Origin of the sequence: Pedobacter sp. ok626 (assembly GCF_900100435.1) — a bacterium.
In the GTDB taxonomy this organism is placed as follows: Bacteria; Bacteroidota; Bacteroidia; order Sphingobacteriales; family Sphingobacteriaceae; genus Pedobacter.
The window spans coordinates 1-25,844 of the sequence record NZ_FNEX01000023.1 but is presented as its reverse complement, the minus strand read 5'-3'; the positions used below and the strand labels follow the sequence as shown (position 1 = coordinate 25,844).

16 protein-coding genes are annotated in these 25,844 nt (G+C 38.1%); 9 read left to right on the top strand and 7 right to left on the bottom strand.

What is annotated here, in order from left to right; translation table 11 throughout:
* Nucleotides 1–37 precede the first annotated feature (37 nt).
* Nucleotides 38–1,096: a hypothetical protein gene (locus BLS35_RS24890; RefSeq protein WP_090786505.1), complete on the top strand. Its 1,059-nt coding sequence runs from the start codon at nt 38–40 to the stop codon at nt 1,094–1,096.
* A gap of 159 nt (nt 1,097–1,255) precedes the next feature.
* Here the strand turns inward: BLS35_RS24890 and BLS35_RS24885 are convergent, their stop codons facing one another.
* Nucleotides 1,256–1,732 carry a DUF6702 family protein gene (locus BLS35_RS24885; protein WP_090786503.1) on the bottom strand — a complete coding sequence of 159 codons (477 nt, stop codon included), beginning with the start codon at nt 1,730–1,732 and terminating at the stop codon, nt 1,256–1,258.
* A gap of 66 nt (nt 1,733–1,798) precedes the next feature.
* Here BLS35_RS24885 and BLS35_RS24880 point away from each other — a divergent pair, with 66 nt between their 5' ends.
* Nucleotides 1,799–2,386 carry a HupE/UreJ family protein gene (locus BLS35_RS24880; RefSeq protein WP_090786501.1) on the top strand — a complete coding sequence of 196 codons (588 nt, stop codon included), beginning with the start codon at nt 1,799–1,801 and terminating at the stop codon, nt 2,384–2,386.
* A gap of 23 nt (nt 2,387–2,409) precedes the next feature.
* Nucleotides 2,410–4,737, top strand: a complete 2,328-nt coding sequence (locus BLS35_RS24875) for a M1 family metallopeptidase (protein ID WP_090786498.1) — start codon at nt 2,410–2,412, stop codon at nt 4,735–4,737.
* Nucleotides 4,738–4,743: 6 nt separating this feature from the next.
* On the opposite strand, the gene BLS35_RS24870 is transcribed toward BLS35_RS24875, so the two are convergent.
* Nucleotides 4,744–7,935 carry a DNA gyrase/topoisomerase IV subunit A gene (locus BLS35_RS24870; RefSeq protein ID WP_254779128.1) on the bottom strand — a complete coding sequence of 1,064 codons (3,192 nt, stop codon included), beginning with the start codon at nt 7,933–7,935 and terminating at the stop codon, nt 4,744–4,746.
* 265 nt (nt 7,936–8,200) lie between these two features.
* Here BLS35_RS24870 and BLS35_RS24865 point away from each other — a divergent pair, with 265 nt between their 5' ends.
* Genes BLS35_RS24865 through BLS35_RS24855 form a run of 3 tightly spaced genes read left to right on the top strand, consistent with a single transcriptional unit; the run spans nt 8,201 to nt 16,683 of the window.
* Nucleotides 8,201–13,321 carry a translocation/assembly module TamB domain-containing protein gene (locus tag BLS35_RS24865; RefSeq protein ID WP_090786496.1) on the top strand — a complete coding sequence of 1,707 codons (5,121 nt, stop codon included), beginning with the start codon at nt 8,201–8,203 and terminating at the stop codon, nt 13,319–13,321.
* Nucleotides 13,305–15,656, top strand: a complete 2,352-nt coding sequence (locus BLS35_RS24860) for a translocation and assembly module lipoprotein TamL (protein WP_090786493.1) — start codon at nt 13,305–13,307, stop codon at nt 15,654–15,656. Before BLS35_RS24865 ends, BLS35_RS24860 begins: the two co-directional genes overlap by 17 nt.
* Nucleotide 15,657: 1 nt before the next feature.
* A complete protein-coding gene (locus BLS35_RS24855) occupies nt 15,658–16,683 on the top strand; it encodes a YihY/virulence factor BrkB family protein (RefSeq protein ID WP_090786490.1) in 1,026 nt (341 codons plus the stop codon).
* A 2-nt stretch (nt 16,684–16,685) separates the two neighbouring features.
* Here BLS35_RS24855 and BLS35_RS24850 read toward each other — a convergent pair whose 3' ends face one another.
* Together BLS35_RS24850 and BLS35_RS24845 are read right to left on the bottom strand one after the other, a co-directional pair.
* Nucleotides 16,686–18,695, bottom strand: a complete 2,010-nt coding sequence (locus BLS35_RS24850) for an ATP-binding protein (RefSeq protein ID WP_165973419.1) — start codon at nt 18,693–18,695, stop codon at nt 16,686–16,688.
* A gap of 229 nt (nt 18,696–18,924) precedes the next feature.
* Nucleotides 18,925–20,826 (bottom strand): DNA topoisomerase IV subunit B, encoded by a 1,902-nt coding sequence (locus BLS35_RS24845; protein WP_090786486.1) that lies wholly within the window; start codon nt 20,824–20,826, stop codon nt 18,925–18,927.
* A 181-nt stretch (nt 20,827–21,007) separates the two neighbouring features.
* On the opposite strand from BLS35_RS24845, the gene BLS35_RS24840 reads away from it, so the two are divergent.
* The gene (locus BLS35_RS24840) at nt 21,008–22,315 is read left to right on the top strand and encodes a DEAD/DEAH box helicase (protein ID WP_090786484.1); all 1,308 of its coding nucleotides are present in this window, start codon (nt 21,008–21,010) and stop codon (nt 22,313–22,315) included.
* A 90-nt stretch (nt 22,316–22,405) separates the two neighbouring features.
* On the opposite strand, the gene BLS35_RS24835 is transcribed toward BLS35_RS24840, so the two are convergent.
* Both BLS35_RS24835 and BLS35_RS24830 read right to left on the bottom strand, forming a co-directional pair.
* Nucleotides 22,406–23,263 carry an OmpA/MotB family protein gene (locus BLS35_RS24835; protein WP_090786482.1) on the bottom strand — a complete coding sequence of 286 codons (858 nt, stop codon included), beginning with the start codon at nt 23,261–23,263 and terminating at the stop codon, nt 22,406–22,408.
* A 66-nt stretch (nt 23,264–23,329) separates the two neighbouring features.
* Nucleotides 23,330–24,193: a sigma-70 family RNA polymerase sigma factor gene (locus BLS35_RS24830; RefSeq protein WP_090786479.1), complete on the bottom strand. Its 864-nt coding sequence runs from the start codon at nt 24,191–24,193 to the stop codon at nt 23,330–23,332.
* Between the two features lie 373 nt (nt 24,194–24,566).
* Between BLS35_RS24830 and BLS35_RS24825 the strand changes: the two genes are divergently transcribed.
* Complete coding sequence (locus BLS35_RS24825; RefSeq protein WP_090786477.1) at nt 24,567–25,070, top strand: BON domain-containing protein; 504 nt, start codon at nt 24,567–24,569, stop codon at nt 25,068–25,070.
* A gap of 15 nt (nt 25,071–25,085) precedes the next feature.
* Entirely contained in the window at nt 25,086–25,508 is a 423-nt protein-coding gene (locus BLS35_RS24820; RefSeq protein ID WP_090786475.1) for an SH3 domain-containing protein, read from the top strand.
* Nucleotides 25,509–25,696: 188 nt separating this feature from the next.
* Here BLS35_RS24820 and BLS35_RS27965 read toward each other — a convergent pair.
* The coding region (locus BLS35_RS27965; protein WP_175459631.1) for a transposase at nt 25,697–25,844 on the bottom strand (148 nt) is incomplete at its 5' end.

Below are 25,844 nucleotides of genomic sequence, written 5' to 3'. Positions count from 1 at the left end.
ACGTTTTTATATTCGTTTTCAATCAAACATTATATCTATGAAAATACCTCATCTGGCGGCCATTCTTTTAATCAGCACAGCAACCATGGCTTTATTGACCAGTTGTGCTTCTGATGCGAAAAAAGCAAAAGGACAAATCAAAGTAACCGCTACCGGCGATACTGTATCAATCGACTCAGTAGAAACAGAAGACGTGGATACCCGCAAACCGGTTGACACGGCTAAGTATAATGCCTTATTAACAAAACTAGCTAACGGCGACACCACTGGGAAATGGCCAGTAAAAAAACAGCCTTATCCATTGGCAGGCGCAATTCTACCCTTTAAACGCATTGTTGTTTATTATGGTAATTTACACTCCAAGAAAATGGGGGCTTTAGGTGAATATGCACCTAAAGAAATGTGGAAAAGGCTAAATGTTGAAATTAAACATTGGGAAAAAGTAGATCCATCAACTCCTGTACAGGCAGGGCTACATTATATCGCTGCTGTAGCGAGTGGAACACCAGGTAAAGACGGAAAGTATATCAATAGAATGGCCAACAGTCAGATTGATTCAGTATTAGCTATCGCTAAAATGCGTCCTAATACTATTGTATTCTTAGACTTACAAGTTGCCCTTAGTAATATTAAAGCAGAACTCCCGCACATCGAAAAATACTTACAGTTGCCTTATGTACATTTAGGTATTGATCCAGAGTTCTCTATGAAAGATGGCACCTTGCCAGGTAAAAAAATTGGAACCTATGACGCTGCAGATATTAACTTTGTTTCCCAGCATCTGGCTGACATCGTAAAAAAATACAATCTGCCTCCTAAAGTATTTGTAGTACATCGTTTTACAAAAAAAATGGTCACCAATTACCAAAACATTAAACTTCGTCCAGAAGTTCAGATTGTAATGCACATGGATGGATGGGGTGAACCTGAGCTTAAAAAGGGAACTTATCGTCACTTTATCTACTCTGAACCAGTTCAGTTTACAGGGTTCAAGCTTTTCTATAAAAATGATTTAAAGAAAGCTCCAAACAGATTAATGACACCTGAAGATTTAATGAAATTAAAGCCAGTACCAATATATATCCAGTATCAATAAGTAAAATACTTTACAAAAAGAGCCCGCTGTCAAAATCAATTGACAGCGGGCTCTTTTTTGAATTAGCTTTCGCTATTCTTTCTAGCACATTGCAATTCGTAAAAAGAGACCAGAAATAGCAACAAGGGCTAAAGGATGGTACTTCAACAATAAAGAAAATCAGTAAGTAAAATCGGCCTCGCTTTTCGGATTATCTAACTTGGTGCTTTTTCGCTTTCCATCTACGATTGCATGGATCATATTGCTTTGTGAGCTATGCTGTTCAAATAGAATATCATTTTTAACATGAAGTTGCTTAATGCCCCCAACTTGTGACGTTTCGAAATAACACCAGGCAGCATCCTCCTCTATTTCATAACCCCGGAATTTTAAATCCAAATTTTTATCATTCACACTAACTTTCAAATGATCTTTTATATAGGCAGCAATCATCGCATCAACCTCTTTCTTGTTCACAGGCTTTAAAATATTCACTTTAGTTTTGTTTCTTTTCTCTAATGTTTTTTCAAAATCATCAAAGAAAATCCGCACACTCACCTGTACAGTTCCTGGATTTTTATTGTACACGATTTCGATTACACTAACATAAAAAGGGTGGAATATATTTAACCAAAAAAGGAGTAACAATTGCCACATAGTTGTTTTTCTTAATCTAAATAAGGATATTGCTATAATTAATTAGCTAATTTACGATTTTATTCGATGCAGGACTTCTCCCTTTATTTTCAATTAGGCTGGCAACATATTTTAGACTGGCGGGGATATGACCACATTTTATTTGTAATCGCACTTTGTGGAACTTATACTTTAACCGATTGGAAGAAAGTATTGATCCTCGTTACGGCATTTACGATTGGTCATAGTGTTACCCTCGCTTTAAGTATATTTAAGGTGATTAGTGTAAATACACCTTTAATTGAATTCCTTATTCCTGTTACCATCCTGATCACTGCGATATCAAATATTTTGAGTAAACGACAAAAACCAAAAGGCCAGCGGTTCAAATACACTATGGCGTTGTTTTTTGGACTAATTCATGGATTAGGATTTTCAAATTACCTAAGGAGCTTATTGGGCAAAAGTAGCAGTATAACGGCCGAATTGTTCGCTTTCAATGTCGGGCTGGAATTTGGTCAGCTTATCATCGTTGTCGGAATTTTAATATTATCATTTATCCTGATCTGGATTGTAAAAATAAAGCGATGGGATTATAATTTCTTTCTTTCATCGGCTATATTTGGAATATCGTTCGTAATGGCAGCAGAAAGGTTTCCAGCATTACTTCCGTAAAAAAAACAAATACCAACCTCCCCATGAATAAGAACTTTTTGTTTTTCATTGCCCTTATATTCAGCACAAACGCATTTAGTCAGTATATAAACAACCCAGGTTCCAATCACGGAAATAAGTTTGAACAACTGGGCACCATCATTTCGGACCCAAACATGTACCGTTCTGCATCCGGAGCACCGGGACCAGCTTATTGGCAACAACGTGCCGATTACGAAATTAACGCGGAGCTTGATGAGAAAAACCTTCGATTAAATGGTGCTGAGACCATTACCTATTATAACAACTCTCCCGATCCTTTAAGCTATTTATGGGTGCAGCTAGATGAGAATCAACATAAAGCAACCAGCGACAACAAACTGACTGAAGGTAGCCGAATGTCAGAACAAGTGGGTTACAAAAGATTGTCGGATATCATCAATCCCCCGAATGATCTTGGGGTAAACATATTAAAGGTAACTGACGAGAAAGGAACAGCAATACCTTATACCATCAATAATACGATGATGCGTATCGACCTTCCCTTTGTTTTACAACCTAAACAGAAATACAAACTTAAAATAATCTGGAATTATAAGATAGCAAACCGAATTGCCGATGGTGGCAGAGGTGGTTATGAGTATTTTCCAGAAGATGACAATTACTTGTTTACGATTACACAATGGTTTCCACGTATGGCTGTTTATTCTGATTTTCAGGGATGGCAAAACAAGCAATTTGAAGGTCGCGGGGAATTTGCTCTTGCTTTTGGCAATTACAAAGTAAACATGACTGTTCCGGCCGATCACGTTGTTGGTGCCACTGGCGAGTGTCAGAATTATACCCAGGTACTTAATGCAACCAGCTTAAAAAGATGGAATGCAGCGCAAACAGCAAAAACACCTTTAGAAATTGTAAATCTGGCTGAAGTAAAATCAGCAATGAGCAAAAAATCATCTGCTAAAAAAACCTGGACCTACACCGCAGAAAATGTCAGGGATTTTGCCTGGGTATCATCCCGTAGATTAGTTTGGGATGCCTTGGCAACCCATATCAACGGCAAAAAGATTATGGCTATGTCCTATTACGGTCCAGAGGCTTACCCACTATACAACAAGTACTCCACTAAAGTAGTTGCTCATACTTTAAAAGAATATTCTAAACATACTATACCTTACCCCTACCCAGTAGCTATTTCTGTAGAGGCGGCAAACGGAATGGAGTATCCAATGATTTGTTTCAATTATGGCCGGGCAGAAAAGGATGGCACTTATACTGAAGCCATCAAATATGGTATGATTGGAGTGATCATTCATGAAGTAGGACACAACTTTTTCCCAATGATTGTGAATTCGGACGAACGTCAATGGTCTTGGATGGACGAAGGATTGAATACTTTCTGCCAATATATGGCCGAACAAGCCTGGGACAATAATTATCCCTCTCAACGTGGTCCAGCTCATAAAATCGTAGATTATATGAAGATGCCTAAGGACCAATTGGAACCTATAATGACCAATTCTGAAAACATCATCAACTTTGGTCCCAATGCTTATGCTAAGCCAGCTACAGCTTTAAACATTTTAAGGGAAACCGTAATGGGGAGAGAACTTTTTGATTACGCTTTTAAGGAGTATGCAAAACGCTGGGCCTTTAAGCACCCTACACCCGCTGATCTGTTCAGAACACTGGAAGATGCCTCTGCCGTTGACCTTGACTGGTTCTGGAGAGGCTGGTTCTTTGGAACTGATCCTGTAGACATTTCGCTTAATGATGTTCGCTATTACCGCTTGGATAGTAAAAATCAAATGACTGAAAATATCGAAAACAAAAAAGCATATGACAAGGACTTGTATAATATTGGAAGAGAGCGCAATCGCAAAGAAGGTATTAAATTCGCTGTAGAACAAGATACCAGCCTATTAGATTTTTACAACAAATTCAACCGTTTTGAAGTCAGCAAATCTGCTGATCAGGACTTTCAGAATTACATGAGTAGCCTATCTCCTGATGAACGAAAACTCTATGAAAGCAAAAAGAATTTTTATGAGCTGGACTTCTCCAATGAAGGTGGATTAGTGATGCCTATCATTATAGAATGGACTTTTAAAGACGGCACTAAAGAGGTAGATCGTATTCCTGCATACATCTGGAGAAAAGACGAGAATAAGGTAACTAAGGTTTTTGCTAAAGACAAGGAAGTCGTATCGATACAACTAGATCCTTATCGTGAAACTGCAGACATTGATGAGCAAAATAACTCTTGGCCAAGGAAAAGCCAGCCTTCGCGCTTTGAACTGTTTAAACAACAACAAGCGCCGCGTGGATCATCTACAGGATCAAATCCTATGCAACAATCCAGGCAGCGCTAGTTTTATCTAGAAGAAGCCTAATTGACCTTTATCATCAATCTTGATGTCCTCAGGATTGGTGATTTCGAAATCAATTTTCTTAACAGGTTTTCCTTCTTTTTTAGGTTCCTCCACTGGCTGAGCAGCCGGTTTCTCTTTTGTTTTTAAATCTTCTTCCGATTTTTCTTCAGCAGGCATTACTGTTTCAGTTTTTGTAACCTCAACAGGTTTAGCAGTTTCTTCGGATTTAGTCGCCTCTGCAGGTTTCGTCGGTTTTGCAGCGGAACTTCCCCATGCCTTTTTCGGTTTCTCCGGTGCCGGAGGAGAAATTTCTCCCTCTTCTGCAAGAGCCTCTTTTCCGACTATCGGCTGTTTAGCCTCTTCTATATTTGCTTCTGGCACTGCTGTTTCAACTGGAGCTTTAATTACAGTTTTACTTTCAAAAACTTTCTTAGGTTTCGGTGCAGGTGTCTCGCTAATGGCTGCAGGTGCTTCTTCTGCTACTCCACCTGCTATTTCCACATCGGTCTGAGGCAATGGAACCTCTTCTTCGTCCGCATCTTTACTCAATGCCGGGTCCACAAGTTCCTCCTCATCATTATCCTGAACCAAATCTACTACGTCTCCAACAGGCCCTTCACCTGGCTCATTCATTGAGTCCTCAGCGGCTGAACCGTCTGCAGTTGCAGAAACAGCTTTTACCTCTTCTTCCAATTCGATCTCTTTGTTGTTAGAAATGGTAATGTTTTTAACATCATGGGCAGTAAGCCTGTTTCCATTCGCCTTAATTCCCTTCACGTCAATAAACTCAGACAATACAATCTCTAACGTTTCTGGAATTTGAGTTTTTCCTTTCAATACATCTACCGTAAGTACAGCTGCCGGATTACTGGTTAAGTATAAGAATTTAGACCCGCTCTCCTCACTAATCAGACTTTGTTTTTTACCAACGCCAATCGGTTCAAAAACAAACCTTTTTATAAAGTAGTTCTTCGCCTTACCTTCATACTGTACTAAAGCAAAAGGTTTTTCTGGATCAAACTTCTGAATCAAGATCAAATCGGCATCAAAGTGATTGCTGAGTTCAAATGTACTGAGTTCATACCAACCATCTTTGTGTACCTGTAAGATTTTATCATCCCCATCAAATTCACCAAGATACTTACCTCTACCATCAACATTAAGCCTTCTCAACAAATCATCATACCAGATTTTCAATCCAGATAAAGTAGAAACCCCTTTACTCTTCAGTAAAATCTTTTTAACCGGATATTTGGATACAATATTTCCCTGCGAGCCACGCCCTTTAATTGCTATTTCGGCAAAGTCCAGGTCAAATTGCAATTTCTTCAGTTTAGTATGAGGCTTAAGCTGTACAGTTACAATTTCTGCTTCTCCGTTTGGATTAGCGGTAAAATACAACACTTTGGAGCCTTTGCTACCCTTTGTTAAATCGTACTCTTTATCACGCGTAACTCCAACAACAGCAAAACGCTTGATATAAGAAATCCCACTCGCACCATCTTTATAGATCATGTTGTAAACCGTACGTTCATCACCCTTTTTAAATACCTGGGCATGTAATATACCTTTACCAACAAAGGTTTTATCTGCTACTTTAGTAATGATGCATTTTCCATCTTCCCTAAACACAATCACCTCATCAATATCCGAACAATCTGCAACAAACTCATCCTTTCGCAAGCCTGTGCCAATAAAACCGTCTTCACGATTCAGATATAACTTCACGTTAGCCAAGGCCACTTTAGAAGCCTCAACACGGTCAAACAAGCGGATTTCAGTTTTACGTTCCCTTCCCTTACTATATTTATCTTTCAGTTTTTGAAACCAGGCAATAGCATATTCGGTAAGGTGGCGCAGGTGATTTTTAACCACTTTAATCTCATCCGATAGGGCTTTCATCTGATCATCCGCTTTTTTAACATCGAAGCGGGTAATGCTGCTCATTGGTTTATCAATCAGCTTCTTAAAATCCTCGGGTAGTATTTCTCTGTATAAATCAGGTTTAAATGGTTCAAACAATGAGTTTAAGACCTCAACAACGATATCAAAATTACCTGAGTTTTCGTACTCAGCATTTTTGTACATCCCTTCCTGGATGAAGATCTTTAACAAAGAACTAAAGAATATTTTTTCCTGCAGCTCATGTAATTTAATTTCCAATTCCTTTTTCAACAAGGCCTTGGTGTGCATGGTATTCTGGGTAAGAATATCATTTACACTTAAAAATTGAGGCTTTTCATCTTTAATGATACAGGTATTTGGAGAAATCGAAACTTCGCATGAGGTAAATGCATACAAAGCATCAATGGTCACATCAGGAGAAATACCGGGAGCCAGTTGAATAACAATCTCTACATGAGCAGCAGTATTGTCCTCAATCTTCTTGATCTTAATTTTGCCCTTATCGTTGGCTAATAAAATACTGTCAATAACCGAACCTGTAGTTGTACTGTAAGGGATTTCGGTAATGACCAGGGTCTTTTTATCCTTCTCAGTAATTTTTGCCCTTACCCTGATCCTACCTCCACGCATACCTTCGTTATAGGCAGAAAAATCAGCCATACCGCCGGTAAAGAAATCGGGCAAAATATTAGGTCGCTGTCCTTGTAAAACTTCTATAGAAGCATCCAGCAATTCGATAAAGTTGTGGGGCATTACCTTTGTAGCCAAACCCACTGCAATACCTTCGGCACCTTGTGCCAGCAGTAAAGGAAACTTAACAGGTAAGGTTACTGGTTCATTATTACGCCCATCATAGCTCAGTTGCCAAATGGTTGTATCGCCATTAAATACCACTTCGTTGGCAAATTTAGACAACCTGGCTTCAATATAACGGGGAGCAGCTGCATTATCACCAGTAATTGGATCTCCCCAGTTACCCTGACAATCGATCAATAAATCTTTCTGACCAATTTGCACCATTGCATCACCAATAGAGGCATCACCATGTGGATGATACTTCATCGTATTTCCGATCACGTTGGCAGCCTTATTAAAACGCCCATCATCCATCTCTTTCAGGGAGTGCATAATACGACGCTGTACCGGCTTCAAGCCGTCATTGATGTGTGGTACCGCGCGATCCAGAATTACATAAGAAGCATAATCGAGGAACCAGTTTTCGTAGAGCCCATTGATAGGAATTACGGTATGTTTGTTTTCTTCGTTTATGTTGTTTTCTATTTCTTCGCTCATCAAAAAAGGATTGTTTGCTGTAAATATAAGGGTTGAAAACGGAATTCTAAGAACTGAGTTTTTAACAGTTCTATGTTGGTATATTATTTTTGCTCAAAGAAGAATAATTACCCGTTTTCGGCTGCAAAGTTATAAAACATACAAATTGTTTCTACTTTTGAACAATTAATTCGATAGATTGTAGTATAATAAAACAACACCAAACTCCCCCCGATGGCATGGTTTTGGTGAAGTTGACCATACATAAACTTTCAATCCTGCTCAATTGAATAAATATATACAAATAAGTCTTAAGGTTTTACTCTGGATTGTAGCAAGCATTGTATTACTGCTCGTGCTGATAATGCTCTCCCTAAAAATTCCTGCTGTTCAAAATTTCGTAAAAGATACGGCACTTAACTACCTTAAGGGCAAGACAAAAACTGAAATTAGATTAGAAAGCATCGGACTGGATTTACCCAACGATATAGTTCTTAACAAATTTTACATTGAAGACAAAAAGGGCGACACGTTACTTTATGCTCAAAAACTAGCTGTTAACATTAGTTTGTATGAACTATTGAACAATAAGGTAGAAGTAAACTACATCGGTTTGCAGAAAATACGCGCAAATGTGACGCGTATTCATCCTGATACAACATTTAATTTTTCCTTTTTAGCAGACGCTTTTTTATCCGAACAAACAAAACCAGAAGCCGAAGTTCAGAAAGACTCCACCTCTACCCTAAAGTTTTCGATCAGTAAAATTAATTTAGAAGATATTGCTATTGTCTACCGGGATGATGTTGCCGGTAACAACATGAAGCTGAACCTTGGAGAATTTAAAACAAATATTAAAGATTTTGATCTGGATAATCAACATTATGTAATCAAAACGCTGTCATTAAACAATACTTCCGTTAAATACCTGCAGCAAAAACCCCTCACACAGCTACAGGCCCAAATCGCAAATAGCATTGATACTGCAAAAACTGAATTAGGCAAACTGCCGCTTGTTGAAATACAAGATTTCGCATTCAACAAGGTTAATATAGGCTTTGATGACAAGCTTTCGAAAACAAGCGCCGATCTTGATTTAAATAATCTAAGGTTGACTAAGTTATTTATCGACCTTACCAACAACCAGTATAAAATTGAGGATGCAAAAGTCAATGACAGTAAAGTTGATTTTAAAACTGCCGCCTCGGATATGCGTGCACAAGTTAACTTGAAAGAGTTCTCTCTAACCAAACTGATTGCTGATGTAAACCACAACAAATATCAGTTGGATGAGGCAAAATTAACTCAATCGGACGTAGCGTTTGCGTTTAAACCAGCTCCACCTGCTAAAACGCCTCAAAAAACAGCAGATGTCCCAGCAACACCTGGAATTGCCTTTTTGGCGAAGAACCTAATTCTAGCGGAGAACAATGTAAAGTTTGATAATCTTGCCGAAAAACCAGCGAAAGGAATGGACTTTAACCACCTTAATATAACCAAACTAGGTTTACAGGCAGAAAAACTTGCCTATAGCGACGCTGGTATTTTGGTTAATGTAAAATCAGGCAGTTTTAAAGAAAAGAGTGGTTTCGAATTGTCGAAATTACAGGGTGAGGTTAGCTATACCGAGAAACAAACAAAAGTAAACAACCTGGTATTAAAGACACCAAATACCAGCATTGAGAACAATACCCAGCTGGATTACACAGCCATAAACGACCTGACCAAACACCCAGAAAGAGTGAAAATTTATATGCAGGTAAAAAACACAACTATTGGCTTAAAGGATGCTGGGTATTTTAGCGATGCCGTACCAGATAACTATCGCAATGAAAAGCTAAAAGTAAATGCTCAGGCTCATGGGTATATGAATAACCTTGTAATTCCCAAATTGCAGGTTGAGGGCTTAAAAAGTACGCATATTGATGTCAGTGGAACGGCAAAAGGTCTACCTGATGTAGATAAGATGGTACTTGATTTGAACATCAAACGTTTTTCTTTGACCAAAAACGACTTACTTGTTCTGATTCCTAAAAAAACACTACCGACTAATATAACTTTACCAAATGCAATTAATGCAACCGGTAAGTTTACAGGATCCATGACCAATTTCAATACTGGTTTTAACATCAATACCGATATGGGATCAGCCAAGCTATTGGCCAATATGAAAGGTCCTAAAGGAAAAGAAAGTTATACAGCCAACATTAACCTAAACAATTTTAATGTGGGGCGCCTTTTAAAAATGGAGCCACAACTCGGCCGGATCACTGTAAAAGCAAACGTTAAGGGAACAGGCCTGGATCCAAAAAAAGCTTCAGCCACAGTAAATGGACAAGTATTAAGTGTTTATTACAACAAGTATACTTATAAAAATTTAAACCTAACAGGAACTTACAAGCAACAAAAACTAGATTTAAAAAGTAATATGGCAGATAGCAATGCCAATTTTGAATTAACTGCACGTGTCGATATATCAGGTAAATACCCTGCTGTAAACACCATTGCCAATCTGAAACAAATAGACCTACAAAAACTCAACTTCAGCAATACAGAATTTAAGCTGGCAGGTTTAATTAAAGCCGACATACAAACTGCCGACCCGGATTACCTGAATGGCGACATCACGGTAAATGGCTTACAAGCGGTTAAAGAAGGCCAGCGCTTCAATGTAGATACGATCATTGTGCATTCTGAGGCTTCCGCCAACCACAATCTCCTTACCTTGAAATCAGAATTTTTGAGGGCAAAGATTGATGGTAAATACCAGATCACCAATTTGGCAAACGCCGTAATCAATCAGATTAATAAATATTATCAGTTCGGTACAGTCACTAAAATCCCTGATCAAAGGTTTAGGTTTTACGTAAACTTCTATAACCCGAAAGTCTTAAAAAATCTTATCCCAGAATTGAGCAACTTCGCTCCTTCCAGAATGAATGGTTTATTGGATACCAAAAAGGATAGTCTGGTAATGAATGCAGTATTTCCACAAGTGGTTTATGGTACGTATCGAGTAGATAGCACACGATTAAACATTAACAATACTGATCAGAAGCTCAATTATAAACTAACTATTAAAAGTTTACAAAGCCCCTCTTTATCTTTCTTTAACAATGAAATTAGTGGTACCGCTCTTAACAACGATCTGGATTTGAATATTTATTTACGTGATAGCAAGCGCAGAGATAAGTATATATTAGGGGGTGTCTTCAAGTCTTTCAATAAGGATTTCAGATTTAGCTTCGACCCCCAAAAGGTATTGTTGAACTACGAAAAATGGACCGTATCGCCAGAAAACTACTTGCAATTTGGGACATCAGGTATATTGGCGAATCAATTTAACCTGAGTAATGGCGGACAATTACTCAGTATCAATAGCGAAAGTAATACACCAAATGCGCCCCTTAAAGTAGAATTTAAGGATTTCAGAATAGAAACACTAACCCGGTTTGCTGAGGCTGACAGCGCTTTGGCAGGAGGAGCCATTAATGGGACCGTAAATGTAAAAGACCTGACTGGTACACCTAAATTTGAGGCTAACCTAACAATAGATCAACTTCGTTACCAAAAAGATATGCTTGGGACTTTACGCATTTCAGTAAACAACAACACCGAAAATGCTTATGAGACCAATATTGCCTTATCAGGAACACATGAATTAAGAGCTAGTGGTTTTTATTATACGGCTCCACAGAGTGCACTCAACATGACTTTAAATATCGATAAGATAGACTTGAAAGCCATCCAGGGCTTATCAATGGGGCAAATTAAAAATGGAACTGGAACAATAAGCGGGGAACTTTCAATTAAAGGGGTCCTTGATGCACCTAAAGTGCTTGGCGATCTGAAATTTAACCAAGCGGGTTTTAATGTGGCATATGTAAACTCTTACTTCCGTATGCCTAATGAGACCATTAGTTTTACCCAAACAGGTATTGATTTCAAGAAGTTTACGATCCTGGATTCGCTGAACCAAAAAGCTGTCATTACCGGGGGTATCTTAACCACCAACTACCGCGACTTTAAGTTTAACATGGACATCAGGACCAACAATTTTAGGGCCCTAAATTCTACTGCTAAAGATAATGAGATGATCTATGGAACGGTTTATTTAACCAGCACCATTAAAGTGCGTGGTGATTTAAACCAACCCGATGTCAACATGAACGTTAAGGTGGAAGATAAGACCAAATTCTTCTTTGCAATACCACCAGATGACCCCACAATTATAGATCAGGAAGGTATTGTACAATTTGTTGATTTTAACGCTCCCCCTGCCAATGGCAAGAAAGCGCTTTCGGTAGCGGATTCAATTAGTAAAGCGCCAATCAAAGGAATTAACCTTAGTGCAACAATTACTATAGATCCGGATGCAGAATTAAATGTAGTGGTTGATCCTGCAAATGGCGACAACCTAAAGGTTAAAGGTGATGCAACCCTTGCCGCTACAATGGACCCCAGCGGAAAAACAAGTTTAACAGGCAGGTACAATGTATCAAGTGGAAGCTATAATCTATCAGTAGGTCCAGTAAAAAGAGAATTTAAACTGCAACAAGGAAGCAGCATTGTGTGGACAGGTGAACCAACAAGTGCCAATGTAGATTTAACTGCCTTGATTGAAGTAAATGCAGCACCAATCGATCTGCTGGGCGATCCTTCAAGGGCACAAGCAAAAACAAAACTGCCCTTTCAGGTATACCTAATCATGACAGGTGAACTGCTAAAACCAATCATTAATTTCAAAATCGACCTACCTGAAAATGAAAGAGGGGCATTGAGCGGTGATGTTTATGGTAGGCTTCAATCAGTAAACACTGATGAAGGAGAACTTAACAAGCAGGTATTTGCTTTACTGGTTTTAGGCAGATTTATTGCCGAAAACCCATTCCAAAGTCTGGCGGGTAGTGGCAATGGAATGGTTACTAATTTTGCCCGATCAAGTGTAAGTAACCTACTTGCGGATCAGTTAAACAAACTGGCTTCCGACTTAGTTAAAGGGGTAGACATTAACTTCGGAATCAATTCATCAGAGGACTATTCAAGCAATCAGCTTCAGAATAAAACAGATCTGGAAATCGGTTTATCCAAAAAACTATTGAGTGATAGACTGATTGTAACCGTAGGTAGCTCGTTTGGATTAGAAGGCCAAACTGCGGGACAGAACGCAGCCAATATTGCCAGCAATATAAATATTGAATACCTGATTTCTAAAGATGGGAAGTATAGATTAAGAGCATACAGACGTAACCAAAACGAGGGTTTAATTGAAGGGGAGATTATAGAAACAGGTATCGGATTTGCCCTGGTAGTGGATTACAATAAATTTAGAGAGGTATTCCAGAATTTCTCTAAAAAGAAAAGATTGAGACAAGAACAAAAGCCTAAAGATGACAAGACTAATTAAACCCAGCTTACTTATACTTGCCTGTTTAATTTGGGCCGCTTGCAGCACAACAAAAAGGTTGAAGCCAGGGCAAATTCTATATACGGGTGCAGAAATAAAAATCAATCCTGATTCGACAGGAAAAATTGATCATCAAAGTGATGTAAAAGAAATTCTACTAGATAAAACAAGACCTCAGCCAAATAAATCACTTTTTGGTATTAAATACAAACTCGGTTTTTACAATCTTGCAGGAGAATCAACCAAAGAAAAAGGATTTAGTCACTGGTTACGCACAAAGATGGGCGAACCGCCAGTATTACTAAGTGAAGTAAAAATTCCATACAATAATGCTATACTAAAAAGCTACCTGATCAGTCAGGGCTACTTACAGTCTGAAGTGATCGGCGACACCTTGGTTAAAGGAAAAAAGGGAAAAGCGATTTATACAGCCGAAACAGGACCTAGATATAAAATCAAAAGCATTTCTTTTCCTAAAGATAGTAGCGGAATTGCAGTTATTATCAATAAAAACAAAGGCAATAGCTTGTTAAAAGTTGGCGATAATTACGATCTGGATGTTTTTAAAAACGAACGTATACGTATTGACAATGACCTGAAGGAAGAGGGATATTTCTATTTTAGTCCAGATTATCTGATTTTACAGGTAGATAGTACAAGCGGTAAAAACAGAGTTGACATTCGTTTACTGGTTAAAGATATTGCGCCTGATGCAAGCCTCAAGCCGTATACCATTAACAACATTAACATTTTCCCGAATTACACCATACGAAGAGACAGTGCCTTAAGAAAATCGACACCTGAGATTTATAATGATTTCAAAATTTACGACCCAAGGCATACTTTTAAATCTCCCCTGTTCAATCGGCTTGTATTTTTTAAAAAAGATGAATTATATAATAGAAAAGACCATAACCAATCCTTAAACCGAATGGTTAACATCGGCGCCTTTCAAGCTGTAAAAGCCGAATTCATTCCGCTTGACAGCTTTAAAAACAATCAACTAAATCTGAATATTTACTTAACACCTTTGAAGAAAAATTCCCTTACATTTTCTGTAACAGGTACTAGTAAATCAACCAATTTTGTGGGTTCCGAATTAAAACTTACCCAAACTACCCGCAATTTATTCAGAGGGGCCGAGCAATTGGATGTAAGTGCCAGTGGAGGCTTTGAAAGTCAGGTGGGTGGACAATCTAAAGCTTTAAACTCTTACTCTTTCACACTAGAGGGAAAACTCACCTTTCCAAGGTTTATCACTCCATTTAAAAGGATCAACACTACCAATGCTTTTATTCCTAAAACGGTAGCTTCAATTTCTTACCAATTGCTCCACAGAGGTTCTTTATACGACATCAACTCCTTCAAAACTCAATATGGTTACAAGTGGAACGAAAACAAGTATAAGGAACATGCTTTTAATCCAATATCGGTAAACTATGTCACCTCTTCACTGCTAACATCCGACTCCTCAACCAGGGATAGCCTTTTAAAAGTAACTCCAGGCTTAAAGAATGTACTGGAGAAACAATTTATCATTGGAAGTACTTACAGCTTTACCTATACCAATCAATTTGAAGACTTCAGAAGAAATAACATCTATTTTAATGGTACGCTGGAAACCGGTGGAAATCTATGGGGCTTGTTTGCAAGTAAAAATGATGCTGGGGCCAAAACTGTTGCAGGCTTGGCGTTAAACCAGTTTGTGAGGTTAGAGGCCGATTTCAGGAACTATTATAAAATCACAAAAAATGTGATTTGGGCCAACCGGATAGATCTAGGTTATGGCTACGCTTATGGCAGTCAAACGACACTACCTTTTGTACGCCAGTTTTATGCTGGAGGAACCAATGATATCAGAGCATGGGCAGCAAGATCCATTGGTCCAGGAACTTATTATTATAAAAATGATCCAAGGGTTGTTAATAGCACCTACATTGACCAAAGCGGAGACATTAAAGCTTTGATCAGTTCGGAACTAAGGTTTAAACTATATGGTCGTTTATATGGCGCTACATTTATCGACGCTGGGAATATATGGCTAAGAAAAGAAGATAAAGGGAGCCCAGCTATTGATAATCTTCCTGCAACCCTTGGACGCCCTGGATCGGGCTTCGAACTTAAAAATGCATTAAAAGAATTTGCTGTAGGTACAGGGGCTGGACTCCGTGTAGATGCAACTATATTTGTTATTCGTCTTGATGTAGCCTTCCCTATCCGCAAACCATACAATGAGGAAGGTAAACGTTGGGTACTTGACCAAATTGATTTCGGAAACAATACCTGGCGTAAAGACAATTTAATTTATAACATTGGTATAGGATATCCTTTTTAATATGACATTTTTAAAAAAAGTTAAACACGTGATTAAAGCAACTGCCCATTTATTCATTGCCGCTGGAAAAGGATTTATGGAAGACCGCGTAATGAAATTGAGTGCAGCCCTTGCTTATTATACCATTTTCTCACTCACACCACTCATCATTATTGTTATTTCCGCAGCCAGTTTGTTTTTAGGCGACGTTCCTGATTCTGATACTACAAAACTCAACCCAAAGAAAGAACTCTTCTCTGAAATCACTGAGTTAGTTGGTCCAGAAGCCACAGCTCAGATCCAAACTTTTGTAACTAATGCCAACACCACAGGAAAAAGTACCATCGGACTAATCATTGGTATTATTACACTGGTAGTTGGTGCCACAGCTATCTTTATTGAAATTCAGGATAGTATAAACCTGATTTGGAAGGTAAAGGCAGTTCCCAAAAAGGGCTGGATAAAATTACTCATTAATAGGCTTGTATCTTTCTCCTTAATTGTTTCTTTAGGTTTTCTACTTCTAGTCTCTCTTGTCATCAACAGTATTGTAGTTGCTATCGGGGATAGACTGGGCTACCTCGTTTCATCCAGTAAAATTGCCAAATACCTGCCCGTTGTTGATGATACAACTACCTTATTAATTAACATATTAAACAATGCAATCACGTTAGCAGCAGTAACGGCTGTATTTACCATTATTTTTAAAGTTTTACCCGATGTAAAACTAAAGTGGAAACCTGCAATTGTAGGTGCCTTATTTACAGCGCTAATGTTTAGCTTGGGTAAATATTTAATAGGTATTTATATCCAGGAAGGTAACCCCGGCTCCGCATTTGGCGCGGCAAGCTCATTGATAGTAATCTTACTTTGGGTTTATTATACAGCCATTATTCTTTATTTCGGTGCCGAATTTACTCAAGCTTATGCGGAACGTTATGCAAAGGGAATTCCACCAAGTAAATACGCAGTACATACCAAGATTGTCGTAGTAGAAACAGATGTTAATACCTTACCCCCACAACATCCCGAAGACACTAAAATATAAGCTTATATATACTTACTGATCTTATCAATAAGTTCCTGTTCAAGGAAGGGCTTTAACACCAGATCGTTCATTCCAGCTTTTAAATAAGCATCTCTATCTTCCTGGAGCACATGTGCGGTTATCCCTAAAATTGGAATTCTAGATTTTGTAAAGTCGCCATTATACCTTACCTCATGGGTAAGCTCTACCCCACCCATTACTGGCATTTGAATATCAGTAAGAATAAGGTCATAACTGTTCCTTTTAAACAGTTCCAATGCTTCTTTACCGTCGTAAGCACAATCAAAGCCCATCTCCCATTTTTTCAATACCGTCTGAGCGAGAAAAACATTCATCTTATTATCATCTACCAATAAAATGTGCTTTCCGGTTAACTTCTTCGTAATTGGAACCTCTTCAGGCCTCACAACTATCTTTTCCTTCATCTTGGCGATCTCATAAGGAATTTCAAAACTGAATATAGAGCCTTTTCCAAGAACACTACTTACATCGATTTTACCCCCTTGCAGCTCTACTATTTTCTTACAAATAGCCAAACCCAAGCCTGTGCCCTGCTTGGTGGCGGAGTATACCTGTGCAAACTCATCAAAAATAAACTCCAAATCTTCTGCCGCTATACCAATCCCAGTATCTTCAACATGGACTTTTAATATTCCATGCTTTTTGCCATGAACAACCATATTAACTTTTAACGTCACCTTACCACTTGCAGTAAACTTAATGGCATTCGTCAACAAATTCATAACCAATTGTTTCAAGCGCAAACGATCACCTAGAACGCAAATATCTTTTTCTAAAGACACTTTATTCTCTAATAAAAGATTCTTATTAACAGCTAGTACATTCATACTGTTAAACACTTCCATGATTTCACTTTCTGGATGGAAAGGCTCCTTTTCAAGATTTATTTTTCCAACTTCATATTTCGAAAAGTCAAGAATCTCATTTACTAGCGCCAATAACATCTCAGATGAATTACGGATGGCATCCACCTGATCAATTTGTTCATTGGTCAGTTCGCTCTTACCCAGTTGTTCTGAGAAACCAACCACCGAATTGAGTGGTGTTCGAATTTCATGACTCATATTGGCTAGAAAACGGCTTTTTGAATGGGAATCTTGCGAGGCGCGCTTACCCAACATAATGAGCACCTTTTCGTTTTTATAAAGTTTGATAATGTTATACAGAATGATGATCACTAAGCTAACCAATAACAACACATTGATCATCGTGATCCAATCGAGTTCCTTAATGTCTACAAGCAGTTGATCACTTAGCAACATTCTGGTATCCACAATGTAACCAACCTCATCCTTCTTAAAGTTCTGTAATATGGAAATGATCTCCGACACCAATTTACTATTTAGCATCAGAATCGCCTTCTCATCACTCTTTAGCTTGTTGGCGCTGGCATACAATCGTTTATAATAATCTTCTATTTTTTTTAATTGCTGCTTATTGAAACTTCTTACATCCTGATTTACGACTATATTTTTCTCCGTTTTAATGATAGTCAGTGAAGTATCTCTTTTCTTATTTTTCCCAGCAAAGGCGGCTGCAAGTCGTCCAAAGAATTTTTTTTCAGGAACAGGCTGATGTCGAATGGTATCAAAACTGGTAACGGTTTTAAACTGCTTCTTTGCTACTGGAAGCTGAATTTCGCCTGCAACCTCTCTTTCAACAAGCCCCAACTGTGAAAAACCAATAACCAAACTGTCTGTAAGTTTTCTAAGTTTTAAATAGCTTTCAGTCTTAAGCTTCTTTTGTTTGATCAGTCGTTTAAAATCAGGAGTTAACACATTATCATCAACATTGATATTGAGTTCACTTAAAAAGGTAGATACTTTTTGAATCTGCAAAGAGAATTTCTTGATGTATTCCCTATCGGCCGTAATTGCATACAAACGTGAGTTATTCTCAGCCTGGTAAAGTGTATAGATGCAACTATCTACTTTTGAGTAATCTTCCTTAATCTTAACCAGCTCGGTAATATTGTGTTTCAGCGCATTCATTTTGCTGAACCTCAGATATAAAAAAAAGGCAAAAAGGAATAAAATCAGTATTAAAAATACGGTTAAATAATAACGTATGGGCGATCTTTTTGTGGCGCTAAGAGGCATAAAGTTTTTAATTTACTACAGCTAGGCTGTAGAACTTTTAAACTATTCTATCAAAGGGGATCGATCAGAATACAAGTATAAATCAAAAAATTTACAATTCGCCTATATAAAACGTTAAAAATTAAGCCACATCCGCAGCATCCTCAACTTCATCGGTATCAATAGGATCGGCAATTATTGCCATATCATCCACTTCGTCTTTTTCTATTCTTAGATTTCTGATAATATGTTGTTGTCTATCTGGTGTGTTTTTCCCCATATAGTACTCCAATAAACTTTTAATGGTCTGATCTTTAAGAATCACTGGGTCAAGTCTAATATCTTTACCGATAAACAATCCAAACTCATCTGGAGAGATCTCGCCTAAACCTTTAAATCGCGTAATTTCGGGCTTATTGCCTAGTTTCAGGATGGCTTTTTTACGCTCGTCATCACTATAGCAATAAATGGTTTCTTTCTTATTACGCACCCTAAACAAAGGTGTTTGCAAAATATACACATGTCCTGAACGAACCAAATCTGGGAAAAACTGCAAAAAGAAGGTCATCATTAACAACCTAATGTGCATACCGTCCACATCGGCATCTGTAGCAATTACAATATTGTTATAATGTAACCCGTCTAACCCATCTTCAATATTTAAAGCATGTTGCAAAAGGTTAAACTCTTCATTTTCATATACCACCTTTTTGGTCAGCTCGTAACAATTTAAAGGTTTCCCTTTTAAACTGAATACGGCCTGGCAATCTACATCCCTTGATTTGGTAATAGATCCTGAAGCCGAATCACCCTCAGTAATAAATAAGGTAGTCTCATACCTTTTATCGTGAGTACTGTTAAAGTGAACCTTACAATCCCTTAGTTTTTTATTGTGTAGCGAAGCTTTTTTCGCCCTGTCGTTTGCCAGTTTTTTTATTCCGGCAATATCTTTACGTTCACGTTCAGACTGTAGGATTCTTTTCAGCAACGCATCGGCTACATCAGCATGTTTATGTAGATAATCGTCTAGTTCCTTCTTAACAAAATCGTTAATAAAAGTTCTTACCGATGGTCCATCAGGCCCCATATTTTGTGAACCCAACTTGGTTTTAGTTTGCGACTCAAATACAGGTTCCTGCACACGTACCGAAATGGCTGCAATAATAGAGGACCTAATATCTGAAGCATCATACTCTTTTTTATAAAACTCACGAATGGTTTTTACTACTGCCTCTCTAAAAGCAGCCTGATGTGTTCCACCTTGTGTTGTATGCTGACCATTTACGAAAGAGTGGTAATCTTCACCATATTGCTGACCGTGGGTCATCGCAATCTCAATGTCATTCCCTACCAAGTGAATAATCGGATAACGTATACTTTCCACATCTGCATGTTTATGCAATAGATCGTAAAGACCTCTTTCCGAAAAATATTTTTGCCCATTAAAGTTGATCGTTAAACCAGCATTCAGAAACACATAATTCCAGATCATGCTTTCTACAAAATCTGTAATGTAATGGTAGTTTCTAAAAATAGTCTCATCAGGATAAAAAGTAATGGCCGTACCATTACGTTGAGTCGTATCTATGATGTCATTTTCTAAAACAATCTCACCTTTAGAAAATTCTACTTTTTTTGTTTTGTTATCCCGGTAGGACTGTACCATGAAATTGGTAGACAATGCATTTACAGCCTTGGTACCTACCCCATTCAATCCTACTGATTTTTGAAAGGCCTTACTATCATACTTACCACCGGTATTAATTTTAGAGACGCAATCAATTACTTTACCCAATGGAATACCCCGTCCATAATCACGAACATTTACCTTCTGGTCGGAAACAGTAATTTCTATAGTACGGCCAGATCCCATCACAAACTCATCAATAGAATTGTCGACAATCTCTTTCAGCAATACATATATCCCATCGTCCTGAGCCGATCCATCGCCCAGTTTTCCAATGTACATACCGGGACGTAATCTAATGTGTTCCTTCCAGTCGAGGGAGCGTATACTATCTTCGTTATAATTCGGTTCTGCCATGATGTAATTGAGTAGTTTACAAAAATAAGCGAATATGCGTGTGAATCAACCATAAAGTTTCAACAAATGCACATTTTTGGTGTAAAAGCACCTATAAGTAAAAGCCAAAAGTTATGTGTACCTTTGCAGCGAAACACTAATCTTTTGTTTCTACATATTTTACATTAAAATAAAAAAAACATTGTTATTCAACGAATTAAATCTGATTGAGCCTATTTTAAATGCGCTGCAAACAGAAGGTTATACACAACCTACCCCAATACAAGAACAATCCATTCCATCTATATTACAAGGCAGAGATTTATTAGGCTGCGCGCAAACAGGAACAGGTAAAACTGCTGCTTTTGCCATACCTATGCTGCAGTTGCTAAGTAAACCACACACCAACACGAAGGTTCATAAAGCCATCAAGGCACTAATATTAACCCCAACTCGTGAGCTTGCCATTCAAATCGAAGAAAGTTTTAAAGCCTATGGCAGAAACCTTCCGTTAAAACATTTGGTAATCTTTGGTGGGGTCGGACAAAAAGCGCAAACTGATGCTTTACACAGGGGGATAGATATCCTTGTGGCCACCCCAGGTAGGTTATTAGACCTAATGAACCAGGGCTTTGTAAACTTGAAAGATATCGAAATCTTTGTATTGGATGAAGCAGACAGGATGTTAGACATGGGCTTTATCCATGACGTAAAGAAAGTAATTGCCAAATTGCCTGCAAAGCGTCAGACTCTGTTTTTCTCGGCTACTATGCCTAAAGAAATACAGACATTAGCAAACACCATTCTAACTGATCCGATTAAAGTAGAAGTAACTCCAGTATCCTCTACCGCAGAAAAGATCCAGCAACAGATCTTCTTTGTAGAAAAGAATGATAAAAAAGGATTGTTACTACATATCTTAAAAGATAAAACAATAGAAACGGCTTTGGTATTTGCACGGACTAAACATGGATCAGATCGCATTGTTAAAGATCTGGTTAAAGTTGGTATAAAAGCAGAAGCCATCCATGGAAATAAATCACAAAATGCCAGGCAAAGAGCATTGACTAATTTTAAAGCCAAGACTACCCGAATTTTAGTAGCTACAGATATTGCCGCCCGCGGCATTGATGTGGATGAATTGGCCCATGTAATCAATTACGAATTACCTAACATTCCAGAAACTTATGTGCACCGTATTGGTCGTACTGGCCGTGCAGGATTAAGCGGTACTGCTTTTTCATTCTGCGATCCGGAAGAGAAGGAATTCCTTGATGATATTGAAAAATTGATTGGCTTAAAGATTCCGGTATCGGAAGACCATCCTTATGCGATGAGCTGGCAAAGCTTAATGTCGGGCGCCGCAGCTGCTAAATCTAAAGGAAAAGCAAAACCTTCAAGAGGCGCTCGCCCTGAGAGAGGTGCACGTCCGGAAAGAACTGAACGTCAACCTAATTTAAGTGGCGCCAAAAAAACTCCTAACGGAGGAAACAGAAGGTGGTCAAAGTAATCAGATTCTGAGTTTCTGAATAAAGATATAAAAAGCCGTACACTTCCATGTACGGCTTTTTTATGCCCTTCTTTTTACCTATGAAATTTACTAATGCGTTGTATCTGGAGCTTTCCCAATTAAATCCATAAACTGATCCAGTTTAGGTGTGATAATAATTTGGGTTCTTCTATTTAGTGCTTTTCCCGCATCAGTATTATTACTTGCTACAGGATTATACTCTCCTCGTCCTCCTGCTGTCAAACGCTTTGGATCAACATTATATGTAGTTTGTAAAACCTGAACGACAGAGGAAGCTCTTAAGGTACTCAAATCCCAATTATTACGAATATTCGTTTGAGATATAGGTACATTATCTGTATTTCCCTCAATTAAAACATCGTAGTCATTATAATCTTTAATAATCTTCGCAATTTTACTCAATGTTTCACCGGCTTTTGGTAAAATCTCATAGCTCCCCGATTTATAGAGCATATGATCTGAAAGTGAGATGTAAACCACACCTTTTAAGACCTTAACATCCACGTCGCTCAATTCCTCGCGACTTAAAGAACGAGTAAGATTATTCGTCAGTACCAAATTTAACGAATCACTTTTATTCTTTGTATTTACAAGATGTTGTATGTATTTATTGGAGGAGTTAATCTCATCAACCAGTTTAGAGATATTTACATTCCCCTGGTTTGAAGAGGCCAAACATTTATTTAATGCAGCCTGCAAGGCGACGACATTTTGCCTTTGGGCAGCAATCTGTTCCTCCAGGCTCTTAACTCTTGTTGTTGATCCGGCCAGTTCCTGCTGACTACTCTGATATTTTTGATTTAGATCGCGTCCCTTCTGTTGTAATTCACTATACTTTGTCTGAAGCTCATTATACTTTTTATTACTTACACATCCTTGAAATAACAACAATAAACTCAGGCTGCATATTAAAACTAAATGTTTCATAACTTATTTTTTTAATAAATGACCATGAAAGCTTTCTTTGTATAACAACCCTTAATTCATATAGTTTCACTTAAAGTAGTCTGTCATATTGTTGAGTTTACAAATTGTTTTTAAAGATTCGATGCCTTTACACCTCAATTGTCGTACACGCTCCGCAGTTAAACCCATTTTTGAAGCAATGTCTTCATGAGCCAATTCTGGGAAGTCATCAAGACCATAACAATACTTCAAAACCAGTTTTTGTTTTTCAGGTAAGGCATCTATGGCTCTAATCAGATCTTTTGTCAGAGAATCTTTAAACAACTGCGCACTGGGGCAAGTGGAATTTTGATTGATCAAAGAATCCAGTAGCGTCGATTCAGTATATGGACTTGTCTTCATATCAACAGACACCGATACCCCACTATTATACAAAACATCTGCAATCTTTTCTTCGGATAATTGAAGGGCATCTGCAAGCTCGGTTAGTGTTGGCTCTCGCTCCAACATTTGCTCCAATTTAATTGTAGCTTTCGAAACCCTCCCCATGTCATAAATCTGATTACCGGACAATCTTACAGTCCGCTTTTGCTCCGTTATAGCCTGAAGAATACATTGTCGAATCCAATAAACCGCAAAAGAGATAAATTTAAATCCTTTGGTAGGATCAAACCGCTTTGCAGCCCTCATTAAACCTATATTTCCTTCGCTAATCAGATCAGCAAGATTTAATCCATTATTTTGATATTGTTTCGCTACAGAAACCACAAAACGAAGGTTGGTCTTAATCAATTTTTCCAAGGCAAACGGATCTCCATTTCTAGCCTTCACAGCCAAATTAGCTTCTTCGCCCTTTTGAAGTAAATCAATCTGAGCAATTTCTATCAAATATCGGGAAACACTATCGTCACTACGATTTGTTATACTCTGCGCTATTTTTAATGGTCTCATATCAAATCTGCCAGCTTTTGTTTACGCTTAATCATAGCAAATCTATAAAGCGACTTTAACAATAAAATGACCTCATCAATATTCAGTTGACAACGCATTTTTAACAGAAAAAACGATACAATATTTTGTAGAGAAACTCAAAATCGAGTTCAACAGAATATAATTTTAGGCCATTATTCGTCCAAATTCAATCAATATTCTCATTTCGAATGAAATTGTAGCAGCTTAACTCCTTTTTTGTTTGGCTCGAAGCAGGTCATTTAATTAACATTAGTAAAAACAAAATCAGCCTTAAAACTATTATGAATTTATACGGAGTATACGGTCTAAACCTGAACAACTTCTAAACCACTAAAAACAAATTAATTTAACTATGAAAAACACGATGAACAAACTGATGGCTGCCTTAATGGTAGTATTCGTACTGACGGCCGCCTTAACTGGTTGCAAAAGCAAACCAAAAGATTCAGACCTAAAGGCTGCTATTGAAACCGCATTACAAGCAAATCCAACAGCCTCTGGCGTGACCGTATCAGTTGAAAAAGGCGTTGCCACACTTAGTGGGCAAGTTGCTGATGAAGCAAGCAAACAAACATTAGAAAAAACAACTGCTGGTGTTGTGGGTGTTAAATCTGTTGTGAACGACATTACGGTTGCTGCGCCTACAACAGCAACGGTTCCGGTTGCTACAGACGATGCCTTAACTACTGCAGTTAAAGATGCAACAAAAGATTTCCCCACTGTTACTGCAACCGTTTCTGAGGGCGTAGTTACCTTAAAAGGAGAAATTCAAAAAGCCAATCTTCAAAAACTGATGATGACACTACAAGCTTTAAAACCTAAAAAGGTAGACAACAGTCAATTGGTAATCAAATAATAAAGAAAAACAAAAATGGCCTTACAAGAAAAATATAAAGAACTAATCGACACGGCAAATACTGCTGGTGTAAATGGTTTAAATGTACGCGAACAAGACGGCGTATTGTATATCGATGGTTCGACTAGCGGTGCAGTAAAACAACAATTGTGGGATACCTATGAACGTCTAGATCCAAATTACTCATCCGGGGACCTAGTCATGAACATCAATAGCGTAGCGGGTGTTACCGAAGGGGCTAAGCTTAAAGTAACCACCAATAGCTCCAACCTTAACATCCGTAAAGGACCAAGCACCAATGATGACATCGTAGGAAAAGCTGCCAGAAATGAAGTCATAACACTGGTTAGCAAAGCCAACGATCAATGGTGGCAGGTTAAAACAGATCAGGGTGAGGAAGGATACGCTTATACCCAGTATCTAACTCCTCTCACTTAGTAAAAATATAGCACATAAAAAGTAGCCGTCTCATAAGTCAATTATGAGACGGTTTTTTTATTGTGTTATTTTTTGAGTTATTAGCTACTTTTTTCAGATCAAAGCTACAAGTTTTGGTTGAACGTTGATTTGTGTATGCATCTATGTTCCCCGGTGTACTTTAGCATTAAACAACGATACAAAAAGCTTTACGCTTTCCATTTTTTTAAGTTGTGAGCGATGGAAAGCAACCCGACTTCTACTTCAGCCTTGCTTATCCCTTTCAATAAAAACCGTTTGAAGCCACGATTAGCTTTGATATGTGCAAATACGGGTTCTACATCGACGGGGCGTTGT